The 22,136-nt window shown below is 39.3% G+C and carries 14 protein-coding genes; 2 read left to right on the top strand and 12 right to left on the bottom strand.

Annotated elements, in window-relative coordinates; translation table 11 throughout:
- Nucleotides 1–10: 10 nt before the first annotated feature.
- Genes ACGHVY_RS04325 through ACGHVY_RS04305 form a run of 5 tightly spaced genes read right to left on the bottom strand, consistent with a single transcriptional unit; the run spans nt 11 to nt 10,163 of the window.
- Entirely contained in the window at nt 11–2,662 is a 2,652-nt protein-coding gene (locus ACGHVY_RS04325; protein WP_390597378.1) for a DUF4458 domain-containing protein, read from the bottom strand.
- A 24-nt stretch (nt 2,663–2,686) separates the two neighbouring features.
- On the bottom strand, nt 2,687–4,627 hold the full coding sequence (locus tag ACGHVY_RS04320; protein WP_390597377.1) for a BACON domain-containing protein: 1,941 nt from the start codon (nt 4,625–4,627) through the stop codon (nt 2,687–2,689).
- Nucleotides 4,628–4,644: 17 nt separating this feature from the next.
- Nucleotides 4,645–5,592, bottom strand: coding sequence for a DUF4843 domain-containing protein (locus ACGHVY_RS04315; protein WP_390597375.1), 948 nt, complete (start codon nt 5,590–5,592; stop codon nt 4,645–4,647).
- A gap of 22 nt (nt 5,593–5,614) precedes the next feature.
- Nucleotides 5,615–7,177 (bottom strand): RagB/SusD family nutrient uptake outer membrane protein, encoded by a 1,563-nt coding sequence (locus tag ACGHVY_RS04310; RefSeq protein WP_390597374.1) that lies wholly within the window; start codon nt 7,175–7,177, stop codon nt 5,615–5,617.
- A gap of 31 nt (nt 7,178–7,208) precedes the next feature.
- A complete protein-coding gene (locus tag ACGHVY_RS04305) occupies nt 7,209–10,163 on the bottom strand; it encodes a SusC/RagA family TonB-linked outer membrane protein (protein ID WP_390597373.1) in 2,955 nt (984 codons plus the stop codon).
- A gap of 656 nt (nt 10,164–10,819) precedes the next feature.
- Between ACGHVY_RS04305 and ACGHVY_RS04300 the strand changes: the two genes are divergently transcribed.
- On the top strand, nt 10,820–12,745 hold the full coding sequence (locus ACGHVY_RS04300; protein WP_308746703.1) for an NAD(+) synthase: 1,926 nt from the start codon (nt 10,820–10,822) through the stop codon (nt 12,743–12,745).
- Nucleotides 12,746–13,267: 522 nt separating this feature from the next.
- On the opposite strand, the gene hisB is transcribed toward ACGHVY_RS04300, so the two are convergent.
- The 7 genes from hisB to ACGHVY_RS04265 all read right to left on the bottom strand — a co-directional run bounded on the left by hisB (nt 13,268) and on the right by ACGHVY_RS04265 (nt 21,284).
- Nucleotides 13,268–14,392 (bottom strand): bifunctional histidinol-phosphatase/imidazoleglycerol-phosphate dehydratase HisB, encoded by a 1,125-nt coding sequence (hisB, locus tag ACGHVY_RS04295; RefSeq protein ID WP_390597371.1) that lies wholly within the window; start codon nt 14,390–14,392, stop codon nt 13,268–13,270.
- A 5-nt stretch (nt 14,393–14,397) separates the two neighbouring features.
- Nucleotides 14,398–15,438, bottom strand: coding sequence for a histidinol-phosphate transaminase (gene hisC, locus ACGHVY_RS04290; protein WP_308746701.1), 1,041 nt, complete (start codon nt 15,436–15,438; stop codon nt 14,398–14,400).
- 26 nt (nt 15,439–15,464) lie between these two features.
- Nucleotides 15,465–16,751, bottom strand: coding sequence for a histidinol dehydrogenase (hisD, locus tag ACGHVY_RS04285; protein WP_390597369.1), 1,287 nt, complete (start codon nt 16,749–16,751; stop codon nt 15,465–15,467).
- Between the two features lie 2 nt (nt 16,752–16,753).
- On the bottom strand, nt 16,754–17,605 hold the full coding sequence (gene hisG / locus ACGHVY_RS04280) for an ATP phosphoribosyltransferase (RefSeq protein ID WP_308746699.1): 852 nt from the start codon (nt 17,603–17,605) through the stop codon (nt 16,754–16,756).
- A 254-nt stretch (nt 17,606–17,859) separates the two neighbouring features.
- Nucleotides 17,860–18,351: a PaaI family thioesterase gene (locus tag ACGHVY_RS04275; protein WP_390597366.1), complete on the bottom strand. Its 492-nt coding sequence runs from the start codon at nt 18,349–18,351 to the stop codon at nt 17,860–17,862.
- 70 nt (nt 18,352–18,421) lie between these two features.
- Entirely contained in the window at nt 18,422–20,326 is a 1,905-nt protein-coding gene (locus ACGHVY_RS04270; RefSeq protein ID WP_390597364.1) for a fimbrillin family protein, read from the bottom strand.
- Nucleotides 20,327–20,630: 304 nt separating this feature from the next.
- Entirely contained in the window at nt 20,631–21,284 is a 654-nt protein-coding gene (locus ACGHVY_RS04265) for a DUF2490 domain-containing protein (RefSeq protein ID WP_390597362.1), read from the bottom strand.
- Between the two features lie 174 nt (nt 21,285–21,458).
- Here ACGHVY_RS04265 and ACGHVY_RS04260 point away from each other — a divergent pair, with 174 nt between their 5' ends.
- Nucleotides 21,459–22,061: an RNA polymerase sigma-70 factor gene (locus tag ACGHVY_RS04260; protein ID WP_308744917.1), complete on the top strand. Its 603-nt coding sequence runs from the start codon at nt 21,459–21,461 to the stop codon at nt 22,059–22,061.
- Nucleotides 22,062–22,136 lie beyond the last annotated feature (75 nt).

Genomic DNA, 22,136 nt, shown 5'->3' with positions numbered 1-22,136 from the left:
TGTTCCTCCATTATTTATTCATATCCAAATCAAGAATCGGACATCCAAAAATATACTGATTCGAATCATATGCCAATCTATATATACCAGAAGATATTTTCGAACAAACTTCAGATGGAATAGTTACATCAATATTATTATTGTCAGTTATATTAAACTCAGCCAACAAAGTTGGAAAATTTGATTCTGGAATTTTATGAATATCATTGTCTGATACATCTAGAAGTCTTAAAGTCGCATAGGCCGGATAAGAAGATAAAGCGGACGGCCACTCCTTTAAAGGACGAGATTCCCTACCTGCCTTATCAATATCCCATTGATCTGTCAGATATAATTTATTCAGCATAGGTAACTCCATTGCTTTCATTGGGAAGTCTTTGAATCTATTGAAAGATAGATTCAACCCGGATACAAAAACCAAATTTTTGGAGTTAAATTCAGTTGGCAGATTTCTAAGATTATTTCCTGATAAATCTAACGCTTCCAATACTTCCAATTCTTCGAAAGAACAAGGAGGCAGTGTATCTAATTCACAGTTATTGATTAATAAATAGCTGATTCCTGAACCTTTCAATGCTCCCGGGAAATATCCTTTTCCTTTCTCATCTTTATTGGCCTTACCAAAATCATTCTTAGTAAGTGTCAATGTTTCAACATTGATACCATTGAATCCATCGGCAAAACGCTCTATATGATTATCTGAAAAGTCTACGCTTGTAGCTTGATATTTGCTATCTTTTCCATCTTTAAACAAATTTGGAAACACCTTCAGCATATTGTTTGATGCTGTAAATTTTTCAATATCATCTGTCTCACAGAAATCATCTGCAATCTCTATAATCTTATTATGATCAAAAAATGCCTGTACCGGTGCTAACTTACGATCTGTTCCCGGCAACTTTCTCAATTTGTTAGATGAAAGATCTAGTAAACCAATTTTAGTTGCTTCAGTCAATGCTATAGGAAATTCTTCCAATCCACAAGAAGATACATACAAAATCTGTAGCTCATCCTTACAGCTAGTTATGAATGCATTTAATCCTCTCAATAATTCTGCCGGTTTCATAGTTGAATTACAACTAAAGTTCAATGAAACGACCTTTTTCATTTTTTCCAATGCAGTAGGGAATTTCTTAAACTTACAATTATAAAACTCCACATCGGTTAAGTCAGGTAACTCTGCCAATTCTACAGGAAGATCATCATCATTTAATCCAATCAAGCCATTCGCTACAAACAAATAGTTTAGCTTCGTTAAGTTGCGGATTGAAGCCGGAATCTTTGTTATGCGATTGGAGATAGAACCTTGAGGAAAATCATAGGTACTGGAAGTTGCATATTTTAAAGGTGTAACTTTCTTCGAAGCATATAATTTACCATTATCTGCCGGTGAAGGATGCAAAATACTTAATCTCTCTTTAGCTATTTCTATACGACGAGCACGATAATCAATACCTTTACGATACAGATCAATAGGATTTAAACTATAGCTAACCTCATCCCCGTCGAAGTTTTCAACAGAAGCTAAATCATTATGAGTACCTAATGATAAAGAAACCAATTCTGTCAAATCACCCAAAGCATCAGGTATTGCCCCCTTCGGATTAAACGCGCCAAGCTCCAATGTTTTCACACGACCATAGGTATCTAATTCCACACCCGGCTGGTTTCCCCATTCATCAATTGGACGCTCGGCAAAACGCCAGTTGGCTCCTGTCGGAAAAGATTCACCGGCATAGCTCCAGTTAACTCCATCCATATTTACCCAAATAGTGTAGAGGGCAATATAGTCTTTGATGGCATACATATTCTCAGGGAATTTGACGTCAACGCTTCCTTCTGTATAATCTCCAGTAGTAACCGTCACATAGGTATTTTTCAAATCACCTGCCAACAAAATACTTCTACGATCTTTATCGTACATCATGTAACGAGTTATTTCATACTCTCCGGATTCCCAACTTACAGTGTCAGTATGCAGGTACTTTTCATTGCTTGTTTCATAAACTTTAAAAGCATGCGGAGTTGCATATTCACTTGTACCTTTCTTACGATAGTAAAGATCCACTTCTTCTACATTTGCATAACTAAAATTTTTAGGATCAGTTTCTAATGCAGCACGAGTCTTACCACTATTAGCTTTATCCATTTCTTCATCATAGTTGGACAAATCTTTCAAAAGATCGAAGTAAACACGTCCACGTACAGTTGCTTTTACTTTCACATCAAGCTCTGTAAGATGTCCACTCGTAATCTGAAAGGTTAGTGATTCATCCGGATAAATAGTAGCCAACTTCTCAGGTTTCTCCATACCCGGTTTCACTGCACTCAAAAGAGTGTAACTCATGATACGGTATTCACCTGAACGCAGTTCCAAATTCTCAGATTCCAGTCCGAGATCTGCGGCATCAGCCACAGAACTCAGATTCAAGGATTGTGTTACATACATATCATTGTACAACATAGATACCTCTACCTTTTTAGCATCAGACATATAATCTAATGTAGTAGCTCTAGTTACGGCCTTTGAAGAAGTCAGACGTAACTTGAGGTATCCTGATGTTCCATTGCCAGAAACGACATCGTCATCTGAACAACTTGACACCAATACTATACAAAGCATTGCTGCAAACAACCAGTTTATTTTTCTTAATAGATTCATTTTCTTTATCAAAAAATTATTGAATTATTTTTTATCTTCTACGGTAAAACGCAAAATGATCTTGCTTCCAATATTACCCGCAACTAAATAATAAGTAGTTTTAGTCCTATTAGGTTTATCACTCTTAGAATATTCCGTTAATGTAATAGTTCCCATAGTTGGATCATAATCATTTTCCGGAGCAATTTTAACAGCAGAAAAGAAATCACCTAATCCATAATTGATATCATCAGGGCAAACACTTCCTACAGCATATTTAGGTTCTCCTGTTTCCCAACACCATGTTGTACCAACACCTTGTTCTGTTGCAAGATCCAACCCACTATAATAAAATTCATTCTTATCAAGTGGTATCTGTAACGATTGTTCCTTCAAATCTGATTCAAGTTTGGTTACGTCAATCTCAGCCTTATTCTGTCCTAATACTATATAACTATTAGCTAATTCAGGACGTAATTCCCATGTGTCTGTCTCTTCATTAAAATCAAAAAGATCCGATCCCATAATGTCACCATATTCAGGATCTGCATATTTTTTAGTAGAAACAGCAAACAATGCAAAGAATCGATTCTCATAAGCTAATATTTCACCATTCATACCTGTTTCAGATTCAATATCACGAGCATTCATCTCAATTGTAAATTCACCGGATTGAATAGCTGAGCGGCTTTTTATAACAGGCTTACATTGTCCCCAAGGAGAATTTATCATCATATAATCGTCCGGATCATAGCCGTCAGTATCAATTCTAACACGTCTAATAACCGAGGGAACTCCATTATCAGCTAACACCACTCTCAGCAAAATAAGAGAAACATCTTCAAGATCAGCAGCTTTCACTTTAAAGTTCATCTTCCCACCTTCCGTAGCAAACATATACACACCAGTCGTTTGATCTTTCCCAGCTTCTATAAAGTTTGTCTCATCTATATAGATATAATCTGTACCAACACCTTTTACAATAACAGGTAAGCCCTTTATTGATTTATCTGTATTAGCATCCAAAATATCAATTATCCCGCCAGTCAAATCATCTGTGTCTAAAGCACCTTCTTTTATCTCAACATCCATAGTTACCTGAGTTTCGAAGAAGTTCTTAGAAGTGTTTGTATTTATAATTGTTGCCTCTGAATAGTCTGAAGAATTCTTTAGTTTCCATGCAACATTTGACATCACCTTAACAACTGATTTATAAGTTCCATCCTCATCGATCAATGTCGTTGCAGCAATAGACTCTTCTCCCTCATAAAAGGTCACAGTTGGAGTAATACCAGCAAATTTCACAGCATAATCCTTCGTAGCTGGAGTACGAGTTTCTGCCTGATAGGCAAAACTTACAATAGCAGTCTGTTCGTTATATCCACCTGCCGCATACAATTTTTCAGGATCTGCATGAAAAACATATTTGATTGAGCCATCATCATTGCGCCCTTTTTTCTCATATGTCAACCAATCCGGTGATATACTAATTGAATAATCATAATTACTCTTTACACTTACTTCTGCTGTAATCTCTTGTTTTTCATTGTCAATAACCAAATCAGTACCATTCTGATTTTCTGTTGAGAAAGTAAGAACAGAGCCCTTTTCACCTTGAGTTACAATTATATCGACGGACTTTCCGCTTGCCTTATCCTTGATAGTAATAGTACCAATACGAGTCTTGAAATCATCATTATTCTCTACTGTTACTATTATCTTCTGTTCACCGGCAGAACCTGTTCTTTTACTCAAATCAATCCAGTTATGACTTACGATAGCAGTCCAATCATTCTCTGCTACAAAAGAAACTGTTACAGCGTCATTGTCAGACCCTGTACATGTTATAGCCAAATCTGCTGGAGAAATGACCTCGATAGTTGTATTAGAGCCCTTACTTTCATCGTCGTCATCACCACAAGCAGCAAAAGCACACATCAGGACACATACAAATAAATATTTGAAATAAGTCAATGTTGTTTTCATATTCTTATCTTTTTAGATTAAAACTTATTGAATTTGAAAGTAGAACAGTCGCTACTTTCTGCTATACTACGAGTTGCAGCACCATTCTCGTTATTTTCAGCTTCGTCTTTATCAAGTGACTTAAATATATATTGATAAACTCCAAAACTTCCTATTTGAGGAACGTATGCTTCTAATATAAGTACAAAGAAGTTGTCAAAGGTATTGAAGTACGAAGGATACTGAGCAACAGAACGCACCCAAACCGTTCCATAATTACTTTCACGAAAACCTGCTTGTTCAGGCACTGTAACTACTAAATCCAAAGGATCTGAATCATCAAAAATTACACGAATTTCACCGGAGCCGGAACGTCCGAACATATCAGTAAGCATCAATGTCTTTTCATCTTTCTTATAACCTTTTACCGAATATGATCCCATATTACTGTCAAAAGGAAAAGATGCCAACATCGTAAAGTTAGCTTCATCCGTTTCTTTTTTAATTTGCAGAAAATCATTCATCTTAAACGGGTGACATTTGATAAAGTCTACCCATGTTTCATTTCCATATAAATCCCATGTTTGAGCTTCGGGCTCAACCAAACGTAATCTCACTACCAAGCTATCGTCACGATTGACATTATCATAATGACCTGCCAATTTAACAAAAGCAGTACGTTCACCAGCCTTAATTGTAACATTATTAGTGTTATCCACAAAATCAAAATGATAACCACGAATAGCTGTTGATTTATCATTAATAATCTCAACAGCATAGTTCCGGTCATAATCAGCCAAAGTAGTGGTAGCAACCGGCACTTCAAATATTTTGTCCGTCTCTAATATTGGCATCGTATAGGTAGTATCAGAAAACATCACATACTCAGGACCAGAATAAGTAATGTCTTCTGATTGACACCCAACCATAAAGGCAGTTGCAAACGGAACCATCAACAGAAGATTCAAAAATTTCTTCATATTCATCTAATCTGTTATTTATTATTGTTTAATAATTACTTGCATTACCTACTACCAAACCATTGGTAGCCTCAATTTCATGCTTTGGAATAGGCCAAGTAGTAAAACGGTATTTAGCATCTGTATATTTCACATTCAACTGATTGTTGATAGAACCGTCGATGCTATACAATTGCTTTTCACGTTTTATCGGATCATGCCAACGTTTCAAATCAGACAGACGGAAACCCTCCATATACAATTCGCGGGCACGTTCATTCTTTATTTCTTTCAACAAATCATCACCTGAGGCAGAAACAGAACCAAAACCACTAATACGTTTACGCTTAACCGACGAAAGATCTTTTTGTGCATTTTCCTCATCACCCAACCAATAGTATGCCTCGGCACGATTCAAATAAACCTCAGACAAGCGGAACGGTTTAGGCATGTTAATGAACTTAGGGGTAGCTCCACCATCCAAATCAGGATTACCCGGATATTTAGTGATGATATATACCTTATCTCCATAAGCATCCTCAAGCTGATTACAAAACACAGAAGCACGTCTGTCATTATCATCGTACAAACTCAGAATAGCTTCTGAGAAATGATATTGAGGACTATAAGTCACAGTATTATAGCCTAACAAATATCGTCCTAATGAGCCGCCATAGCTTACCGGTGTCATAGATATCTTCCAAATAATTTCGTTGCTTCGGTCATACTTCCACATCTTCTGATAGTCAGTATATTGCGTAGAACCAGCCTGAGAAGCATTATTTATAGCATCGGAAAGTGTATAAACACCCGTCTTTAGAACTTTCCCGGCAGCTTCTACCGACTTTTTCAGGTATTCATTATCCTTTTTAATACTTAGATCACCCATTCCCATATACAGATAGACACGCGCTTGCAAAGCATATACCGTTCCTAAACTGAAATAAGGATTATCCGCGACAGTACGTGCAGCAGGGATATTATCTTCGGCCTGTTTCAAGTCACTAAGCACCTGATTATAGGATTCAAGTAAAGTAGAACGTTTTACCATAGGTACATCGTCTCTATAAGTCATAGCCAGACAAATCCCCATATTCTCAGTATTTGCATTAGCGGTAGTCATTGGTTCGCAGAAAATACGAATCAGTTCGGAAAAGGCTAACGCACGGGCAAAATAGACTTCCCCTACGCGCTTCTTGAAATTTTCTTTATCTGCAGCAGTCTTCAAAGTAGGTTCTACTTGGTCTTTGTAATCAAAAAAGAAGTTACAACGAGAAACAATCGTATAAAGTCCGTTATACACATTGGCGATTTCAGAAGTAGTCGACTTGATATTCCATTGATAAAACTGCGTATAAATACCCGAATTGGTTTTTAAAGCCGCATAAGCCATATCAGCCTGAATATCCTGAAACAGCACCATATTACCACTATAAAGTGCATCATTTTTAAAAGAACTGTAAATACCCAACACCCAAGCATCACAGTCTTTGATGGTACGAAGCGCTTCTTTTTCCGGTACTGAGCCGTCCGGAACAAGATCCATCTCGCACGAAGAAACCATAAATGCCAATATCGGCAACAACAATAATAATATTTTTAATTTTCTCATATTCTTGGATATAATATAAAATAAGTAATCGTTAGAATCCAACTTCCAGACCGACGGTAAACTGGCGGGACATCGGATATACTGCCTGATACATGTTCGATGTTGACTCAGGATCCATTCCTTGGAATTTAGTCCATGTAAACAGATTCTGTCCTTGTACATATACTTTTACGCGTTGAAGAACTTTTGTCGGTCTTAATAAACTTTTCGGTAAATCATAAGAAGCAGTCAAGTTCTTTAAACGCAAAAAAGAAGCGTCTTCCAGCAAACGATCGTCAAACTGAATCGGAATATCGTATCGGGGAATAGAAGCAATATCACCCGGTTTTCTCCAACGATCATACAGCATCTTGCTCGAATGGTTGTAACTTGCATAAGCCGAGCTGTTACTTTCGCTAAAGAAGCGGTCATTGTTCATCATATAACGCCCTGACACCCAACTAAATCGTGCAGAAAGGCTAATCCCCTTCCATGAGAGCGTAGTACCGAATCCACCTTGCCATGGGGCATCCGCGCTTTTACCAGTCAACACTTTATCCTCTTCCTTAATTTCATTCGTAAGTTTTCCGTTCTTATCATACCAAAGAGCATCTCCATTTGCCGGATTGACTCCTGCAAACCGATTCAAATAGAATTCCCGGCTATCATGACCCACCTTCAAAAACAAGTTAGTCTCTCCCATGTCATACTCATCGCGGCCATCATACAACTCGGTAATTTTATTTTTATTGTAGGAAACATTTCCGAATATATTCCAACGGAAATTTCTAATACGGAGTACATCCGCATCCAATGATAATTCAACACCACGATTGACCATAGCACCTATATTACTCCAACGCATACTATATCCCCCTACTGCCGAAATAGGAACTTCCATCAACATATCAGTAGTTTTCTTATTGTAAAACTCGGCAGCAAAATTGAACCGATCAAAGAATCCAAGTTTCAACGACACATTGGTTGTCATTGTCTTTTCCCAAGTCAACTCTTCATTTCCCTTGGAATTAGGAGCCATACCGGACATAGCTTCTCCGTCAAGACCATAGATAGGCCCTCCACCTACCAATGCCCAATGATAATATGCCGGAATTGAGGAATTACCAGAAGTACCGACACTTGCAGCTAACTGTGCATTTGTCAACCAATCTATATGCTCCAGAAATTTCTCCGCTTTTGCATTCCACATCAAACCGACTGACCAGAAAGATCCCCAACGGGAATCTGAACCAAAACGGGAAGAAGCATCGCTCCGGACTGACAAATCGGCATAATATTTATTCTGATAGTTGTAATCGGCACGGGCAAAGAAAGACAAATAACGAGCCTCGAGCATATCATCCGTAGGCTTATCACCACGAGTACTGGTAGCCAGAGTTGTCATCTTATCATTACTCTGTCCGCGACCGATAACAGAGAAACTGTCATTCTGATTATCCACCCACTCCTGACCAAGCATTACATTAAAATGATGGTCATCCTTTACATCAAACACATAAGTAGCCGTGTTAGACCAAGTCATATTAACATACCGACTGGCTCCTCTACCGACATATCCTTCACCCGCATTGGTTGCATAAGAAGGCAGAGAAAATATATTAGTACGCCTATTCAGATAATCGATACCTCCCAAGGTTTTGATCGTCAATCCGGAAATAGGACGCAATTCGGCAAAAGCGGAAGCTACGACTTTCCAGTTATTTTTATCAGAAGGATTATATTCCATGTATTCCAATGGATTTACATTTGTACCGAGCCAAGTACCTTCTTGTAATTTAGCAATACTTCCGTCAGGAGCATAAGGATTCCAATAGGGAAGCATAAAATGAATAGCAGAAATCGGAGTTACAGTATTGTAATCACCCGAGGTAGCCTCTTTGATTTCTTCATAAGCAAAGGAAGCATTCGTACCGATCTTAAACCATTTATTGACTTTTGCTTCCAAATTGGCACGCAGAGTATAACGTTTGTAATCAGAACCTACCGCAATACCATCCTGAGAATGGACATTACCTGAGACATAATAGTTGAATCCATTCTGCGTAGCTCCGCTTGTCTGCAAATCAACACTAACCAAAGGAGCGGCATCATTATATATCACATCACGCCAATCTATATTGGTACGTTCAAGCAAATCACGATCATACGTTCCTGGAATGAGCTTACCTATTTCCTCCTCAAAATTCAGACGCTCTGTCGTATTCATCATATCCCACTTTCCATACGCTAGTTTGGAAACACCATATTGTGCACGTACGGTGATCTGACCATTATCACCGGAACGTCCTCTTTTCGTTGTGATTACCACTACCCCATTGGCAGCACGCGCTCCATAAATAGAAGTGGATGAAGCATCTTTCAGAACCGAAATACTCTCTATGTCATTCGGATTGATAGAGGAGAAGACCTCATCGGTAATGGCGATACCGTCTAATATAAATAGCGGTGTAGTGCCGGCATTAATTGAGTTGGTTCCGCGAATCTGGAAATTAGCCGTAGCACTAGGCTCACCACTACTGGAAATAACCTGCAATCCCGGAGTCGTACCTTGCAAGGCTTGGTCAAAACTCGGAGTCGGGACATTTTCCATTTGTTCAGCTTTTACCACCGACATTGAACCTGCCACTGTTCCTTTCTTACGTACACCATACGCAACGACTACCACTTCGTCCATTTGTTGCGCGTCACTTTCCATCGTCAAATTAATGCGAGTAGCAACAGTCACCTGTTTACTCACCGTCTTCATTCCGATGTAAGAAAACTGCAAAGTGGCGGGAGATTTCGTCACTGTGATACTGTAATTACCATCCATATCGGTAATTACTCCATTTGTAGTACCCTTCTCCAAAACTGACACACCAATCATCGGCTGATTATCTTCCGCCGAAATAATGCGCCCTTTTACCTGATATCCACCCTGTGCAAAAAGCAACAGGGGAATATTTGTCAGAGTAAAGAGTACAAACAAGAGAATTGATTTTCTCATCTTTGTTACTTAAATTAAAATTAATGAAATTGATTTATATTTATCGGTTTGTCTACAAAGAAAATACACGTATTATCTTCACGTATGAAATAATAATACGCTCCTTCCCCACAGCTCAATTTCCAAAGCATAACTTTGCATCGACCTTTGGGCAAGATATATCTTCTAAAAAAATAGAATAAGAGAAAACTAACTTGGCTGATTTTTAATATTGCGCCAAATATCTAAATAGACTTTTCGTGTTACTGCTACGTGAATCGAATGTATGTTCATCTGCTCTCTTAAATTATAAATTAAAAACAATATTACTTGTTCTGTTTAAGTGTCTTATATTTCTGAATATGTTTTATTCGGCTACAAATATAAATATTATAGTTAAATAAAAGAAACAAAATGTCGCATATTTTACACCAAACTTCCAATGATATCTTTTTGTCAGTTATTCAAGTATATCCGGAATAGATAAATAACAGAATATAAGTCATATCACAACAGAAGACGCGTTTAACTTTCATTTTGATATTTCATTTAATTGTCTAAACAACAGTATCACAATTCATACAAAACACCTTATTGAGAGGATTCACTATATAAAAGATAAATATTCAAAACTATTTTCCTATTTTTGCACCCACTATATATAAATAAGGTATAAGATGAACTACGGATTCGTAAAAGTAGCAGCAGCCGTGCCACACGTGAAAGTGGCTGACTGTAAATTCAATGCAGAAAGAATAGAAAGTCTGATTGCAGTAGCCGAAGGCAAGGGAGTGCAAATCATAGTTTTTCCGGAAATGAGTATTACCGGATATACTTGTGGTGACTTATTCGGTCAGCAGCTTTTATTGGAAGAAGCTGAAATGGGATTGATGCAGATTCTGAATAATACGCGTCAATTGGACATTATCTCTATTGTCGGTATGCCGGTGGTTGTCAATTCGACGGTTATTAACGGGGCTGTAGTTATTCAGAAAGGAAAAGTATTAGGTGTCACAGCCAAAACTTATCTTCCTAATTATAAAGAGTTTTATGAGCAGCGTTGGTTCACCTCTGCCCTACAACTCACAACAGATAATGTGCGTTTGTGCGGACAAATCGTCCCCATAGGAGCAAATCTACTATTTGAAACTTCGGATACCACTTTTGGAATTGAAGTTTGTGAAGACCTTTGGTCTACGATTCCTCCCAGCTCTTCACTTGCACTGCAAGGAGCGGAAATCCTATTTAATATGTCGGCAGACAATGAAGGTATCGGAAAGCATAATTACTTGCGTTCTCTTATCAGCCAGCAATCTGCACGCTGCATTGCAGGATATGTATTTTCATCTTGCGGTTTCGGAGAGTCTACTACTGATGTAGTCTTCGCAGGAAATGGACTGATTTACGAAAATGGCAGTCTTCTTGCATGCAGTGAACGTTTCAGCATGGAAGAACAACTTATCATCAGTGAGATTGATGTAGAACGCATACGCGCTGAACGTAGAATCAATACGACTTTCGCAGCCAATCAAGCAAATTTGGAAGATAGAAAGGCTGTCTCTATTGCTACGGAATTTGTGAATAGCAAAGAACTGACACTGACCCGAAGTTTCAATCCGCATCCTTTTGTCCCACAAGGGAAAGAACTAAACGAACACTGTGAAGACGTTTTCTCTATTCAAGTAGCAGGACTGGCACAACGCCTTGTTCATACCGGAGCTAAAACCGCCGTAGTCGGTATATCCGGGGGATTGGACTCAACACTGGCATTACTTGTTTGCGTGAAGACTTTCGATAAACTGGGATTATCCAGAAAGGGAATTCTCGGAATTACAATGCCCGGCTTCGGAACTACCGACCGAACTTACCATAATGCTATCAACCTAATGAAATCATTGGGAATATCTATCCGTGAAATCAGCATCAAAGACGCCTGCATCCAGCATTTCAAAGATATAGACCACGATATAAATGTACATGACGTTACTTATGAAAATTCACAGGCACGCGAACGTACACAAATATTAATGGATGTAGCTAACCAAACCTGGGGGATGGTAGTGGGCACAGGTGACTTATCGGAACTTGCTTTGGGATGGGCAACTTACAATGGTGACCATATGTCAATGTATGGCGTCAATGCAAGCGTCCCCAAAACACTTGTGAAATATCTGGTACAGTGGGTGGCAGAAAATGGTGTGGACGAGGATTCAAAAGCTACCTTACTTGATATAGTGGATACCCCCATCAGCCCGGAGCTGATTCCAGCAGATGAAAACGGGGACATCAAACAAAAGACGGAAGATTTGGTAGGCCCTTACGAACTACATGACTTCTTCCTTTATTATTTCCTGCGTTTCGGTTTCCGTCCGTCAAAGATTTATTATCTGGCAAATATCGCATTTAGAGGAAGTTATGACGAAGAGACCATTAAGAAATGGTTGCTTATCTTCTTCCGCCGTTTCTTCAATCAACAGTTCAAACGTTCATGTCTGCCCGATGGGCCGAAAGTCGGTAGCATTTCTATCAGTCCGAGAGGAGATTGGAGAATGCCGAGTGATGCCAGTTCAGCGATGTGGCTTAAAGAAATAGAGAACTTATAGTTCTTTTGGATAGAAAGTTTATTCTGGCAGGCATTTTTGTCTGCCACATTTTTGTATTTATTTTAAGTATTATACAGGGAAAAACAAAAATGTTGCAGCGCTATATATCAACGATTTAGGTATAAAAACGAGGCCATTTTAAGAGAAGTTTACAAAAAACGTACGGTTGATTTTTACTTTTTGAAAAGAAAAACTGCGTTTTCCTTGTAATCCGATATATTCCAGCATATTAGCATCTATTATAAATAACTATCCGGACAGACTTGTGCAACTGTTCAGTTACACAAGTCTGTCCGGATAGTTACTCAAGTCCATTTGCACCGTTACACAAGTGCAACAGAATAATACCAGCAGTTGAATTAGTTAAAAGATAAGGAGAATGCACTAATTCATACAATAGAAGTTTCTAAATCTTCCTTATGATTTGACTAAATCATACAGTCAATTGAATCACTGCATCACTTCTTTTTTTATTCGTTCTACATCAACTTCTCTGATTCTTCGAATAATATTAGCAATCAATCAGAGTACGCCCTTACTGGACGGAAGTTCAAAATGATAGATATCTCTTTTGAGCGCCATCTTCAAGGCACGTGCAAGAGCTTTAAAAATTCCCTCTATCTTGTGGTGCTCATTCTGCCCTTCCGCTTTGATATTCAGATTCATTTTTGCAGCGTCACTTAACGACTTGAAGAAATGAAGGAACATTTCCGTAGGCATCTCTCCTATCTTTTCGCGCTTGAATTCAGCATCCCATACCAACCAGGGGCGACCGCCAAAATCCAGACAAACCTGGCAGAGACAATCATCCATAGGCAATGCATAGCCATACCGTTCGATTCCTCTCTTGCTACCCAAAGCCTGATAAATACAATCTCCCAAAGCAATAGCAGTATCTTCGATGGTATGATGTTCGTCTACCTCCAAGTCTCCTTTTACACGAATTGTCAAATCCATGCCGGAGTGCTTTCCGATCTGTTCGAGCATATGGTCGAAGAAACCAAGACCGGTGGAAATATCACAAGTACCGCTTCCATCAAGGTTCAGAGATACATATATATCCGTTTCTTTTGTTGTACGACGGACTTCCGCTTTCCGTTCACCTGCAAAAAGAAACTCGGCTATCTGATCCCAATCTGTTGTTGCAAGCGCACAAACATCTTCCAAACCTTTTTCTTTCAAACTTTCAGTTGAATCCTGCAAATAGATGGCACGGCATCCCAAATTCTTGGCAAGCTCTACGTCAGTGGGACGGTCACCCACCACAAAACTTCCCGCAAGATCATAGTCGGGGTTGTTGATGTATTTTGTCAGCATACCGGTACGCGGTTTGCGAGTAGGCGCATTATCCCCGGGAAAACTACGGTCTATCAGAATATCGTCAAAAACAATCCCCTCTCCTGCCAATGTCTTCAACATCAAATTGTGGGCAGGCCAAAATGTTTCTTCCGGAAAAGAAGAAGTACCCAGTCCATCCTGATTGGTAACCATCACAAATTCGAAATCGAGTTTGCCACGGATAAAGCCCAAATTACGGAATACTTTCGGATAGAATTCTAACTTTTCCAATGAATCGAGCTGATAATCAACAGGTGGTTCAATGACCAATGTACCATCTCTATCTATAAATAATACTTTCTTCTTCATATCCTTTATCCTTCATATTTTCTAAGAGCCGCCAACAATGTATTATTCTCTATCCGGGTACCTACTGTCACACGCAAGCAGTTGCAACAAAGTGATACCGAATGGCGATTACGGACAATAATACCTTCACCTACCAGATAATTGTAGATTTTCACGGCATCTGTCACCTTAACCAGGAAAAAATTCGCATCGGACGGAAATAGCTTGATTGTGCACGACAGTTTCCTAAATTCTTCTTCCAGATAGTCACGTTCTTCCTTCAGCGTTTTTACCCAACGTTCTATCTCATAATGTTTGTGCAACATAGAGACAGCCTGTTGTTGAGTCAATTGATTGACATTATAAGGATACTTGATTTTACTCAGGATAGCGATTATTTCAGTTGACGCAAATGCCATTCCCAAACGAATAGCGGCACATCCCCATGCTTTGGAGAATGTCTGGAATACGACAAGGTTCGGATATTTATCCAATTCTTCCAGGAAAGAAGGAGCAGAAGAGAAGTCGTTATATGCCTCATCCAACAGTACCAACCCCTCAAACTTACAAAGGAGCTTTTCTATTTCAGAACGAAGCAAGTCGTTTCCTGTCGGATTATTCGGTGAACAAAGGAAAATCAGTTTGGTATGGTCGTCAGTAGCTGCCAATAGCTTATCTGCCGAAAACTGGAAGTTATCATCCAACAGTACTTTCCGGTATTCTACATCGTTCACATCGGCACAAACCTGATACATTCCGTAAGTAGGGTCGATAGCTACGACATTGTCTTTACCCGGTTCGCAGAATGCACGAAAAACCAGGTCAATAGCCTCATCACTACCATTTCCCAAGAAGATGTGTTCGGGAGAGACTTTCTTGATTTTCGACAGCAGTGCTTTCAGTTCACACTGCATAGGATCCGGATAGCGGTTATGAGGCGTATTGTACGGATTCTCGTTTGCGTCCAAAAAGACAGATGCCGTAAAACCTTTATATTCATCACGAGCCGAAGAGTATGGCTTCAACTTCCATATATTCGGTCGGGTTAGTTCTTGTAATGTTTTCATCAGCAATACTTTTTAAATTTCAGTTATTACTTATTAATTGCTTTAAGGCGGATAGTGACGGCATTCTTATGTGCATCCAGATGTTCATTAGCCGCCATTTCTTCGATAGCCGGACCGATAGCCTTTATTCCTTCCGGGAGGATTTCCTGAAATGTAATTTTACGGATGAAACTATCCAGGCTTACACCGCTATATGCTTTTGCATATCCATTGGTCGGCAAGGTGTGATTCGTGCCGGAAGCATAGTCGCCCGCACTTTCGGGAGTCAAAGAACCTAGGAAGACGGAACCCGCATTGGTGACACGCTCAGCTACTTCCATATAGTTTTCCGTTTCTATAATCAAGTGTTCGGGAGCATAGGCATTTGTAAGCTCCAATGCTTCATCCATATCCTTAACCAGAATCAGTTTACTGTTCTCCAACGATTTGACAGCAATCTCCCGACGAGGCAATTCAGCCAGTTGGCGTTCTACTTCTGCCATGACTTCTGTTTGCAGTTTCTCGGAAGTCGTAATCAGCATGGCCTGACTATCCACTCCGTGTTCTGCCTGCGACAATAAATCCGCAGCCACAAAAGCAGGATTTGCCGATGCATCAGCCAACACCTCTACTTCTGATGGGCCGGCAGGCATATCAATGGCTACATCACGCAAGCTGACCAATTGTTTGGCGGCTGTCACATATTGGTTTCCGGGACCGAAAATCTTATATACTTTAGGAACACTTTCCGTTCCATAGGCCATCGCTGCAATAGCCTGTACACCGCCTGCCTTGAAAATCTTGCTTACCCCTGCCAATCGAGCAGCGAAAAGGATAGCCGGGTGAATGTTTCCTTCCTTATCAGGGGGCGTACAAAGCACGATCTCTTTGCATCCTGCAATTTTTGCAGGAACAGCGAGCATCAGCACTGTTGAAAAAAGCGGGGCTGTTCCGCCCGGAATATAAAGTCCTACTTTCTCGATACCTACCGCTTTCTGCCAACAGGTTACACCGTTCATTGTCTCTACCTTCTTTCCGACAAAGCGTTGGGAAGAGTGGAATATTTCGATATTCTGTTTAGCCAAAGAGATAGCGGTCTTCAATTTGTCACTCACCAATGATTCGGCTACCTGCATTTCTTCAGGAGTGACAGCAAGTGCAGACAGGGTCACTTTATCAAAAGCTGCTTCATATTCGAGTACAGCTTTATCACCTTCTGCCCTTACCTTATTTATAATAGAACGAACCGTATCAAACAGGCTTTCCGTATTCAGTGCCGGACGCTTCAATAGTTCCGTCCACTGCTCTTTTGAAGGGTATTTAATTAGTTTCATAGTTATACAATCATTTTTTCAATCGGAAGTACCAAGATACCCTCTGCTCCCAAAACTTTCAGCTTTCCGATGATTTCCCAAAAACGTTTTTCGTCAAGCACTGTATGAACGGAACACCAGCCTTCTTGTGCCAACGGCATAACGGTAGGACTCTTCATACCCGGCAATACAGCGATAATTTCTTCCAACTTATCTTTCGGAGCATTCATCAGCACGTATTTCTTATCTTCTGCAGTCTTCACTGCGTTCATACGGAACAACAGTTCATTCAGCACCTCTTTTTTCTCATCGCTCATATTCTTGTTACCAATCAGCAGGGCTTCTGATTTCATAACCACTTCCACTTCTTTCAAACGGTTGCTGACTAAAGTAGAACCGGAGCTTACAATATCAAAAATAGCATCGGCCAGTCCAATGCCCGGAGACACTTCCACAGAACCGGTGATAACGTGGATTTCTGCATTCACACCATTTTTCTTCAAGAAGTTACGGAGAATGACAGGATAAGAAGTTGCGATTTTCTTCTCATTGAACCATGACAATCCGGGATATTCAATGTCTTTCGGCATAGCTAATGACAGACGGCATTTACTGAAACCCAGACGTTTAATAATATCGGCATCTTCTTCTTTTTCCATAAATTCATTTTCACCGACAACACCCAAATCAGCTACACCGGTAGCCACCGTTTGCGGAATATCATCGTCACGAAGGAATAATACTTCGATAGGAAAATTGGAAGACTGCACCAACAAAGTACGTTTAGTAGTGCTCAACTTGATATCCGACTCTTCTAAAAGTGCCATTGTCTCTTCGAAGAGACGTCCTTTGGCCTGTACTGCGATTCTTAACATGATCTTATTTAATTATTTATTATTAATTACTATCCAAATCAGGAAATAAAAAAAGGCTTACCGCATTCGGTAAGCCTTCGTTATCGTTATATAGAGTATACACAATATCATCTACGCCCACCGAGTTATTCGTTAGGAAAATGATGATGATGATGTATAGCTGTATATTTCATATTTCTTCTATTAACTGCGACAAAAATAAAGCATTTGTTTCATACTTCCAAACATTTATCACAAAAACTTGAGTTTTTATTTCAAATTAAAGGTAGAATCTCTTCCGACTCTACATCACAATGAGTAAAATGCATCTCATCCTTCGACTTTTCTTTCGAGAAAGTAAAATAGGTGCAAACTGCTTCCGTACAGACTTCTTCATCCTTATTATATAGCTTGGCTTGGATAATAACAATATTCCGTTTCACTTCTTTAATGGACGCACGCAGTACAATATGGGTATCTTTTGTACTGATAGGTTTCCGGTAACGAGTCTCCATTTTCGAAGTAACCCCTGTTGTCTGTAACTTACGAAGTACCGCCCAAGCACAAATTTCGTCCAACAAAACCGCCTGAATGCCACCGTGCAATGTATCAATCCAGCCCTGATATTCAGGACGGGGCTTCCAGATACTTACGACTTCATCACCGTCTTCATAAAACTCCATCTTTGCTCCAGACTCATTATGTGAAGCACAACCGAAACAGTTGTACCCTTCCATGCCTTTCCAAGGATTTATTATCTTCTTCATGGTTCTCTCTTTTTAGTTTTTCTCCTCAAATATAAGCAAAATATGAAAAAGATAAATCATTTCCACCCATTTACTTTCGGATACAACGAATTGCAAAAGCTTTTTTCTCGACACCCGGTGCAGACCTTTCAATCGTATTCGCATCACTTTTCAGGTAAAAGACATCATCGGCTATTACTGCATTTGTATCATCCAACGTCCAATATGCCAAATGTTTACCTTCAAATATATTCTGATTCGGTTCAACCCACATTCCCACAGGAGCAGCATTAAAGCCTGAAAGATTATTAGCCGGTTGTGCTGTTTCTCCTGTTTTCAGTGGTAACCAAGTTCCTGATTTCAGCAAAGAAGCATCTTCCTTCAGATAAGCATTCAAAATATCCCAGTCTTCCCAATTCGGTATGTTCCAATGTGCAGGTAAGAAATTAGCAGATAATGCCACATTAGCAGTATAAAAATAGTGTTCTGCATCCGATTGCAAATATCCGACAGCATTTTCTGTTACGGCATCCAACTTAGTAAGTTCATCACCATTCACATACAAGGCAGTCTCCAAATTATCCCGCATCCAGTATTGAGTCCCAATCTTCACCAATGGATAGTTATGAATCATACCGCCACGTACATCACGGACAATATCTTCTAATGCTAAAACAGATAAGACATTATCTGCAACGGCTACCGATAATGATATTTTTCCATCCGCCATTACATAAACATTATTACGAGCGGCCAAGTTCCCGGCAACATACGTTAAAGAATTATCATCCATATTCCATGAAACGCTTCCACCATGAACCTTGCCTGATTTTCCCGGTAGTTGTGCCACAATCCCTTGCGATAAATCCACACTACCGTCCTCTTTCATCGGATAGGCAACGATTGCCTGAGAAGAGAACTCCGGAGTTACCAAGTACTCTTTACATATTTCGGCAACTTGTTTTCCGCCATTTAATACTCTATATACATCCGATTTTTCAAAAGTCAGTTTCGATACATCTACATATTTATGGAGAGTTACCGATTCAGCCTGATCTGTCTCAGTTCCATCCCAATCGCCGATTTCTCCACTGACTTTACTCATTAATATATCTTCATCTGCTACAAATGTAATTTCCAGTTCTCTCTGCTTACCGCTTTTCAGTTGTAAAGTGGAAGGTAACAAGCTAGTATATGATTTCCCCCCGGCTTCCAGCATTATATATTGGTATCCCACAGTTGCTTCCTGCGGTATCAGAATCAGCTCCTTTCCTACCAACCGGTTCCCTTTTATCTCCCATTCGCCTGCAGGAGTAATCTCTTTCTCTTCGGAATAAGCAGAGAATATCTCTTTCTGAAAGTCATATATTGCCTTAGTATAAAAACCATTTACAGAAAGCGTGGGTTTGGCAGACAACATATCTTCTACATTTTCCCCTTCACCGGGAACAAGAGCGACTTTCAAACGAAAGAATTGATGGTTATAAGTCAGCGCTATAGCCTCTTTACTGGCTAATACATCCTCTTTGGATGCTATCAGAAAATCCGAATGCGAATAATCTGCCTGTTCATTCTGACTCGTAGCAACTGACACTTGCATGGTACTTTCACCCATTGCCACTCCTTCTTCTTGATATGGATAATAACTGATTAAATTCAACGTTACTCCATCGTCCGGGTAATAAACCGACTCATCAGCAACAAATTCACCATTAGAAGAACGCACAAAATGAAGATTATCGGCATAGCGTTCCTCTTGCATGGTAGTATTCCCCGCAAGTGCAAACAAGCCAACTTCATCCCCTTCCTCAAAACTATTATTTGCCACACGAGTATTAACTACCTCATGAATATCAGCTACAAATTTCAATGGAATATCTCCATTATTAATGATTTCCCCTTCTTCCTCTGAGATGTGATTCACACAAGCAGTCAATAAGGCAGTGAAAAGAACAAAAAAACTTACCCCTTTTTGTAAGTTAGAAAATACTTTCATCTTATTTTTATATTAATTTCCCACTAGAAATTTCTGATTGAACAGAAAAATGGCATAAGAGAAGTATTAGCTTGCGGTTATGAAACACTATACAACACGTCTGTTGTTACTGTAGAATCTTTAATTTCAGCATTTCATTTTGAAATGCCGGACGCGAAAGTACATATTATTATTAAGACAATATATGTTTTCATTAAGAAATGTTCAATTCTTTATTTAACACACAAATAATCAATCATTTATAAATTCCTATATATTAATCCAACTAAAACCTATACCTTATTATATAAGCAGTTGACTATTTTCAGAAAGAATAAACCACTTCAATACCGGCAATATGTTTTCCCCGTGAAGGTCCATACTGATAACAATAAAATGCATCCAACGACCAACGTTTAGCTAGATCAATCTCAACTCCCGGACGATAGCGCATACGATCTGCTCTCCAAAAAGAGGCATCGTCCAGACTTTGATAGATTTCGACAGAAAAATAAGGTGAAACAATTCCTTTCGTAGGTGCATAGGCCAATTTTAAACGGGAACGCAGACGGGTTTCCGAATCTCCACGGTCAAAAGTCTGCTGGAAACTCTCCCGCAAAGATACTTTCAACCATTGATAACGGAAACTTGCAACCACACTGATATGATAACGATGCCTGAGTTTCCAATCCGAATCACCCGGATTCCAACAATGAGTTTCATAACCGACACCCAAATTCAAGAAAGAATATGCACGATAAACACCACCGACGGAAAGCCCCCAACGGTCTATCCTGCTCATATCCTCTTTCGTACGCAGTTCCAAATCACCGGAAACTGAAAACCTGGAATCTATCTTATGATTCACTTTAAACTTGGTCCATGTAGTGAAATCATCACTTTGTGCCCATACGGTGGACGCCATTCCAACTAATAAAACGAACAGCCAAACCTTAGCGCTATATAATATTCTATTCATTGATTATCGGGTTAAAGTTACAAAGATAGTAAATTATCTCCGGCAAAGAAAAATCATGATACTGAAATAATTCTGAAAAGGATTAGCCACTTTTTTCCTTTTTTATTTCCCGGATTTTACGTACGTTTGTGATATTCTAACAGTCCCTTTGTGAATTGAAACCTAAAATACTATATGTGCTCAACAAATATTCCCGGTAATGAACGTTCGCTTGTCATCCGTCTGATAGCCGGAGATGAGGATGCATTCTGTGAACTTTATGCGGCTTATAAAAATCGCCTGATATATTTTGCCATGCGTTTCCTTAAATCACGCGAATATGCCGAAGATATCTTTCAGGATGCTTTTACTGTGATTTGGGAAAGTCGCCGTTTTATTAATCCGGACGCTTCATTTTCTTCTTATTTATATACAATCATGCGTAACCGGATTTTGAACCAGTTACGTGAACTGGCAAGCGAAGACCGGCTGAAAGAACAAATCCTTTCACAAGCTATAGATTACAGTAATGAAACGAACAATGAAATCATTGCCAATGATTTGCAAAAGATTATATTTCATGCACTGGAACAACTTACTTCCCGCCAGCGGGAAATATTCGAAATGAGCCGTGAGAAACAAATGTCTCACAAAGAAATAGCAGAAGCGTTGGGAATTTCAGTCAACACGGTACAAGAACATATCTCATCTTCTTTGCGTTCGCTTCGTACATATTTGGAAAAACACTCCGTTACTGGCGCTGACCTGATTTTACTTCTTATCTGTCTCAATCTTTAACGTGAGATAGTTTCTAACGGCATATACAGTTAAAGGAAGTTAACTACACCCTAGATATTCTTTTCACTTGTGTAC

Source organism: Bacteroides sp. f07, assembly GCF_042854785.1.
Lineage (GTDB): Bacteria > Bacteroidota > Bacteroidia > Bacteroidales > Bacteroidaceae > Bacteroides.
The sequence above is the reverse complement of the archived record's forward strand: the minus strand, read 5'-3'. Positions and strand labels throughout refer to the sequence as shown.

Bases quoted from the DNA above. Each gene is read 5' to 3' on its own strand.
- ACGHVY_RS04325 (WP_390597378.1), bottom strand. From the start codon at position 2,662: ATGAATCTATTAAGAAAAATAAACTGGTTGTTTGCAGCAATGCTTTGT.
- ACGHVY_RS04320 (WP_390597377.1), bottom strand. From the start codon at position 4,627: ATGAAAACAACATTGACTTATTTCAAATATTTATTTGTATGTGTCCTG.
- ACGHVY_RS04315 (WP_390597375.1), bottom strand. From the start codon at position 5,592: ATGAATATGAAGAAATTTTTGAATCTTCTGTTGATGGTTCCGTTTGCA.
- ACGHVY_RS04310 (WP_390597374.1), bottom strand. From the start codon at position 7,177: ATGAGAAAATTAAAAATATTATTATTGTTGTTGCCGATATTGGCATTT.
- ACGHVY_RS04305 (WP_390597373.1), bottom strand. From the start codon at position 10,163: ATGAGAAAATCAATTCTCTTGTTTGTACTCTTTACTCTGACAAATATT.
- ACGHVY_RS04300 (WP_308746703.1), top strand. From the start codon at position 10,820: ATGAACTACGGATTCGTAAAAGTAGCAGCAGCCGTGCCACACGTGAAA.
- hisB (WP_390597371.1), bottom strand. From the start codon at position 14,392: ATGAAGAAGAAAGTATTATTTATAGATAGAGATGGTACATTGGTCATT.
- hisC (WP_308746701.1), bottom strand. From the start codon at position 15,438: ATGAAAACATTACAAGAACTAACCCGACCGAATATATGGAAGTTGAAG.
- hisD (WP_390597369.1), bottom strand. From the start codon at position 16,751: ATGAAACTAATTAAATACCCTTCAAAAGAGCAGTGGACGGAACTATTG.
- hisG (WP_308746699.1), bottom strand. From the start codon at position 17,605: ATGTTAAGAATCGCAGTACAGGCCAAAGGACGTCTCTTCGAAGAGACA.
- ACGHVY_RS04275 (WP_390597366.1), bottom strand. From the start codon at position 18,351: ATGAAGAAGATAATAAATCCTTGGAAAGGCATGGAAGGGTACAACTGT.
- ACGHVY_RS04270 (WP_390597364.1), bottom strand. From the start codon at position 20,326: ATGAAAGTATTTTCTAACTTACAAAAAGGGGTAAGTTTTTTTGTTCTT.
- ACGHVY_RS04265 (WP_390597362.1), bottom strand. From the start codon at position 21,284: ATGAATAGAATATTATATAGCGCTAAGGTTTGGCTGTTCGTTTTATTA.
- ACGHVY_RS04260 (WP_308744917.1), top strand. From the start codon at position 21,459: ATGTGCTCAACAAATATTCCCGGTAATGAACGTTCGCTTGTCATCCGT.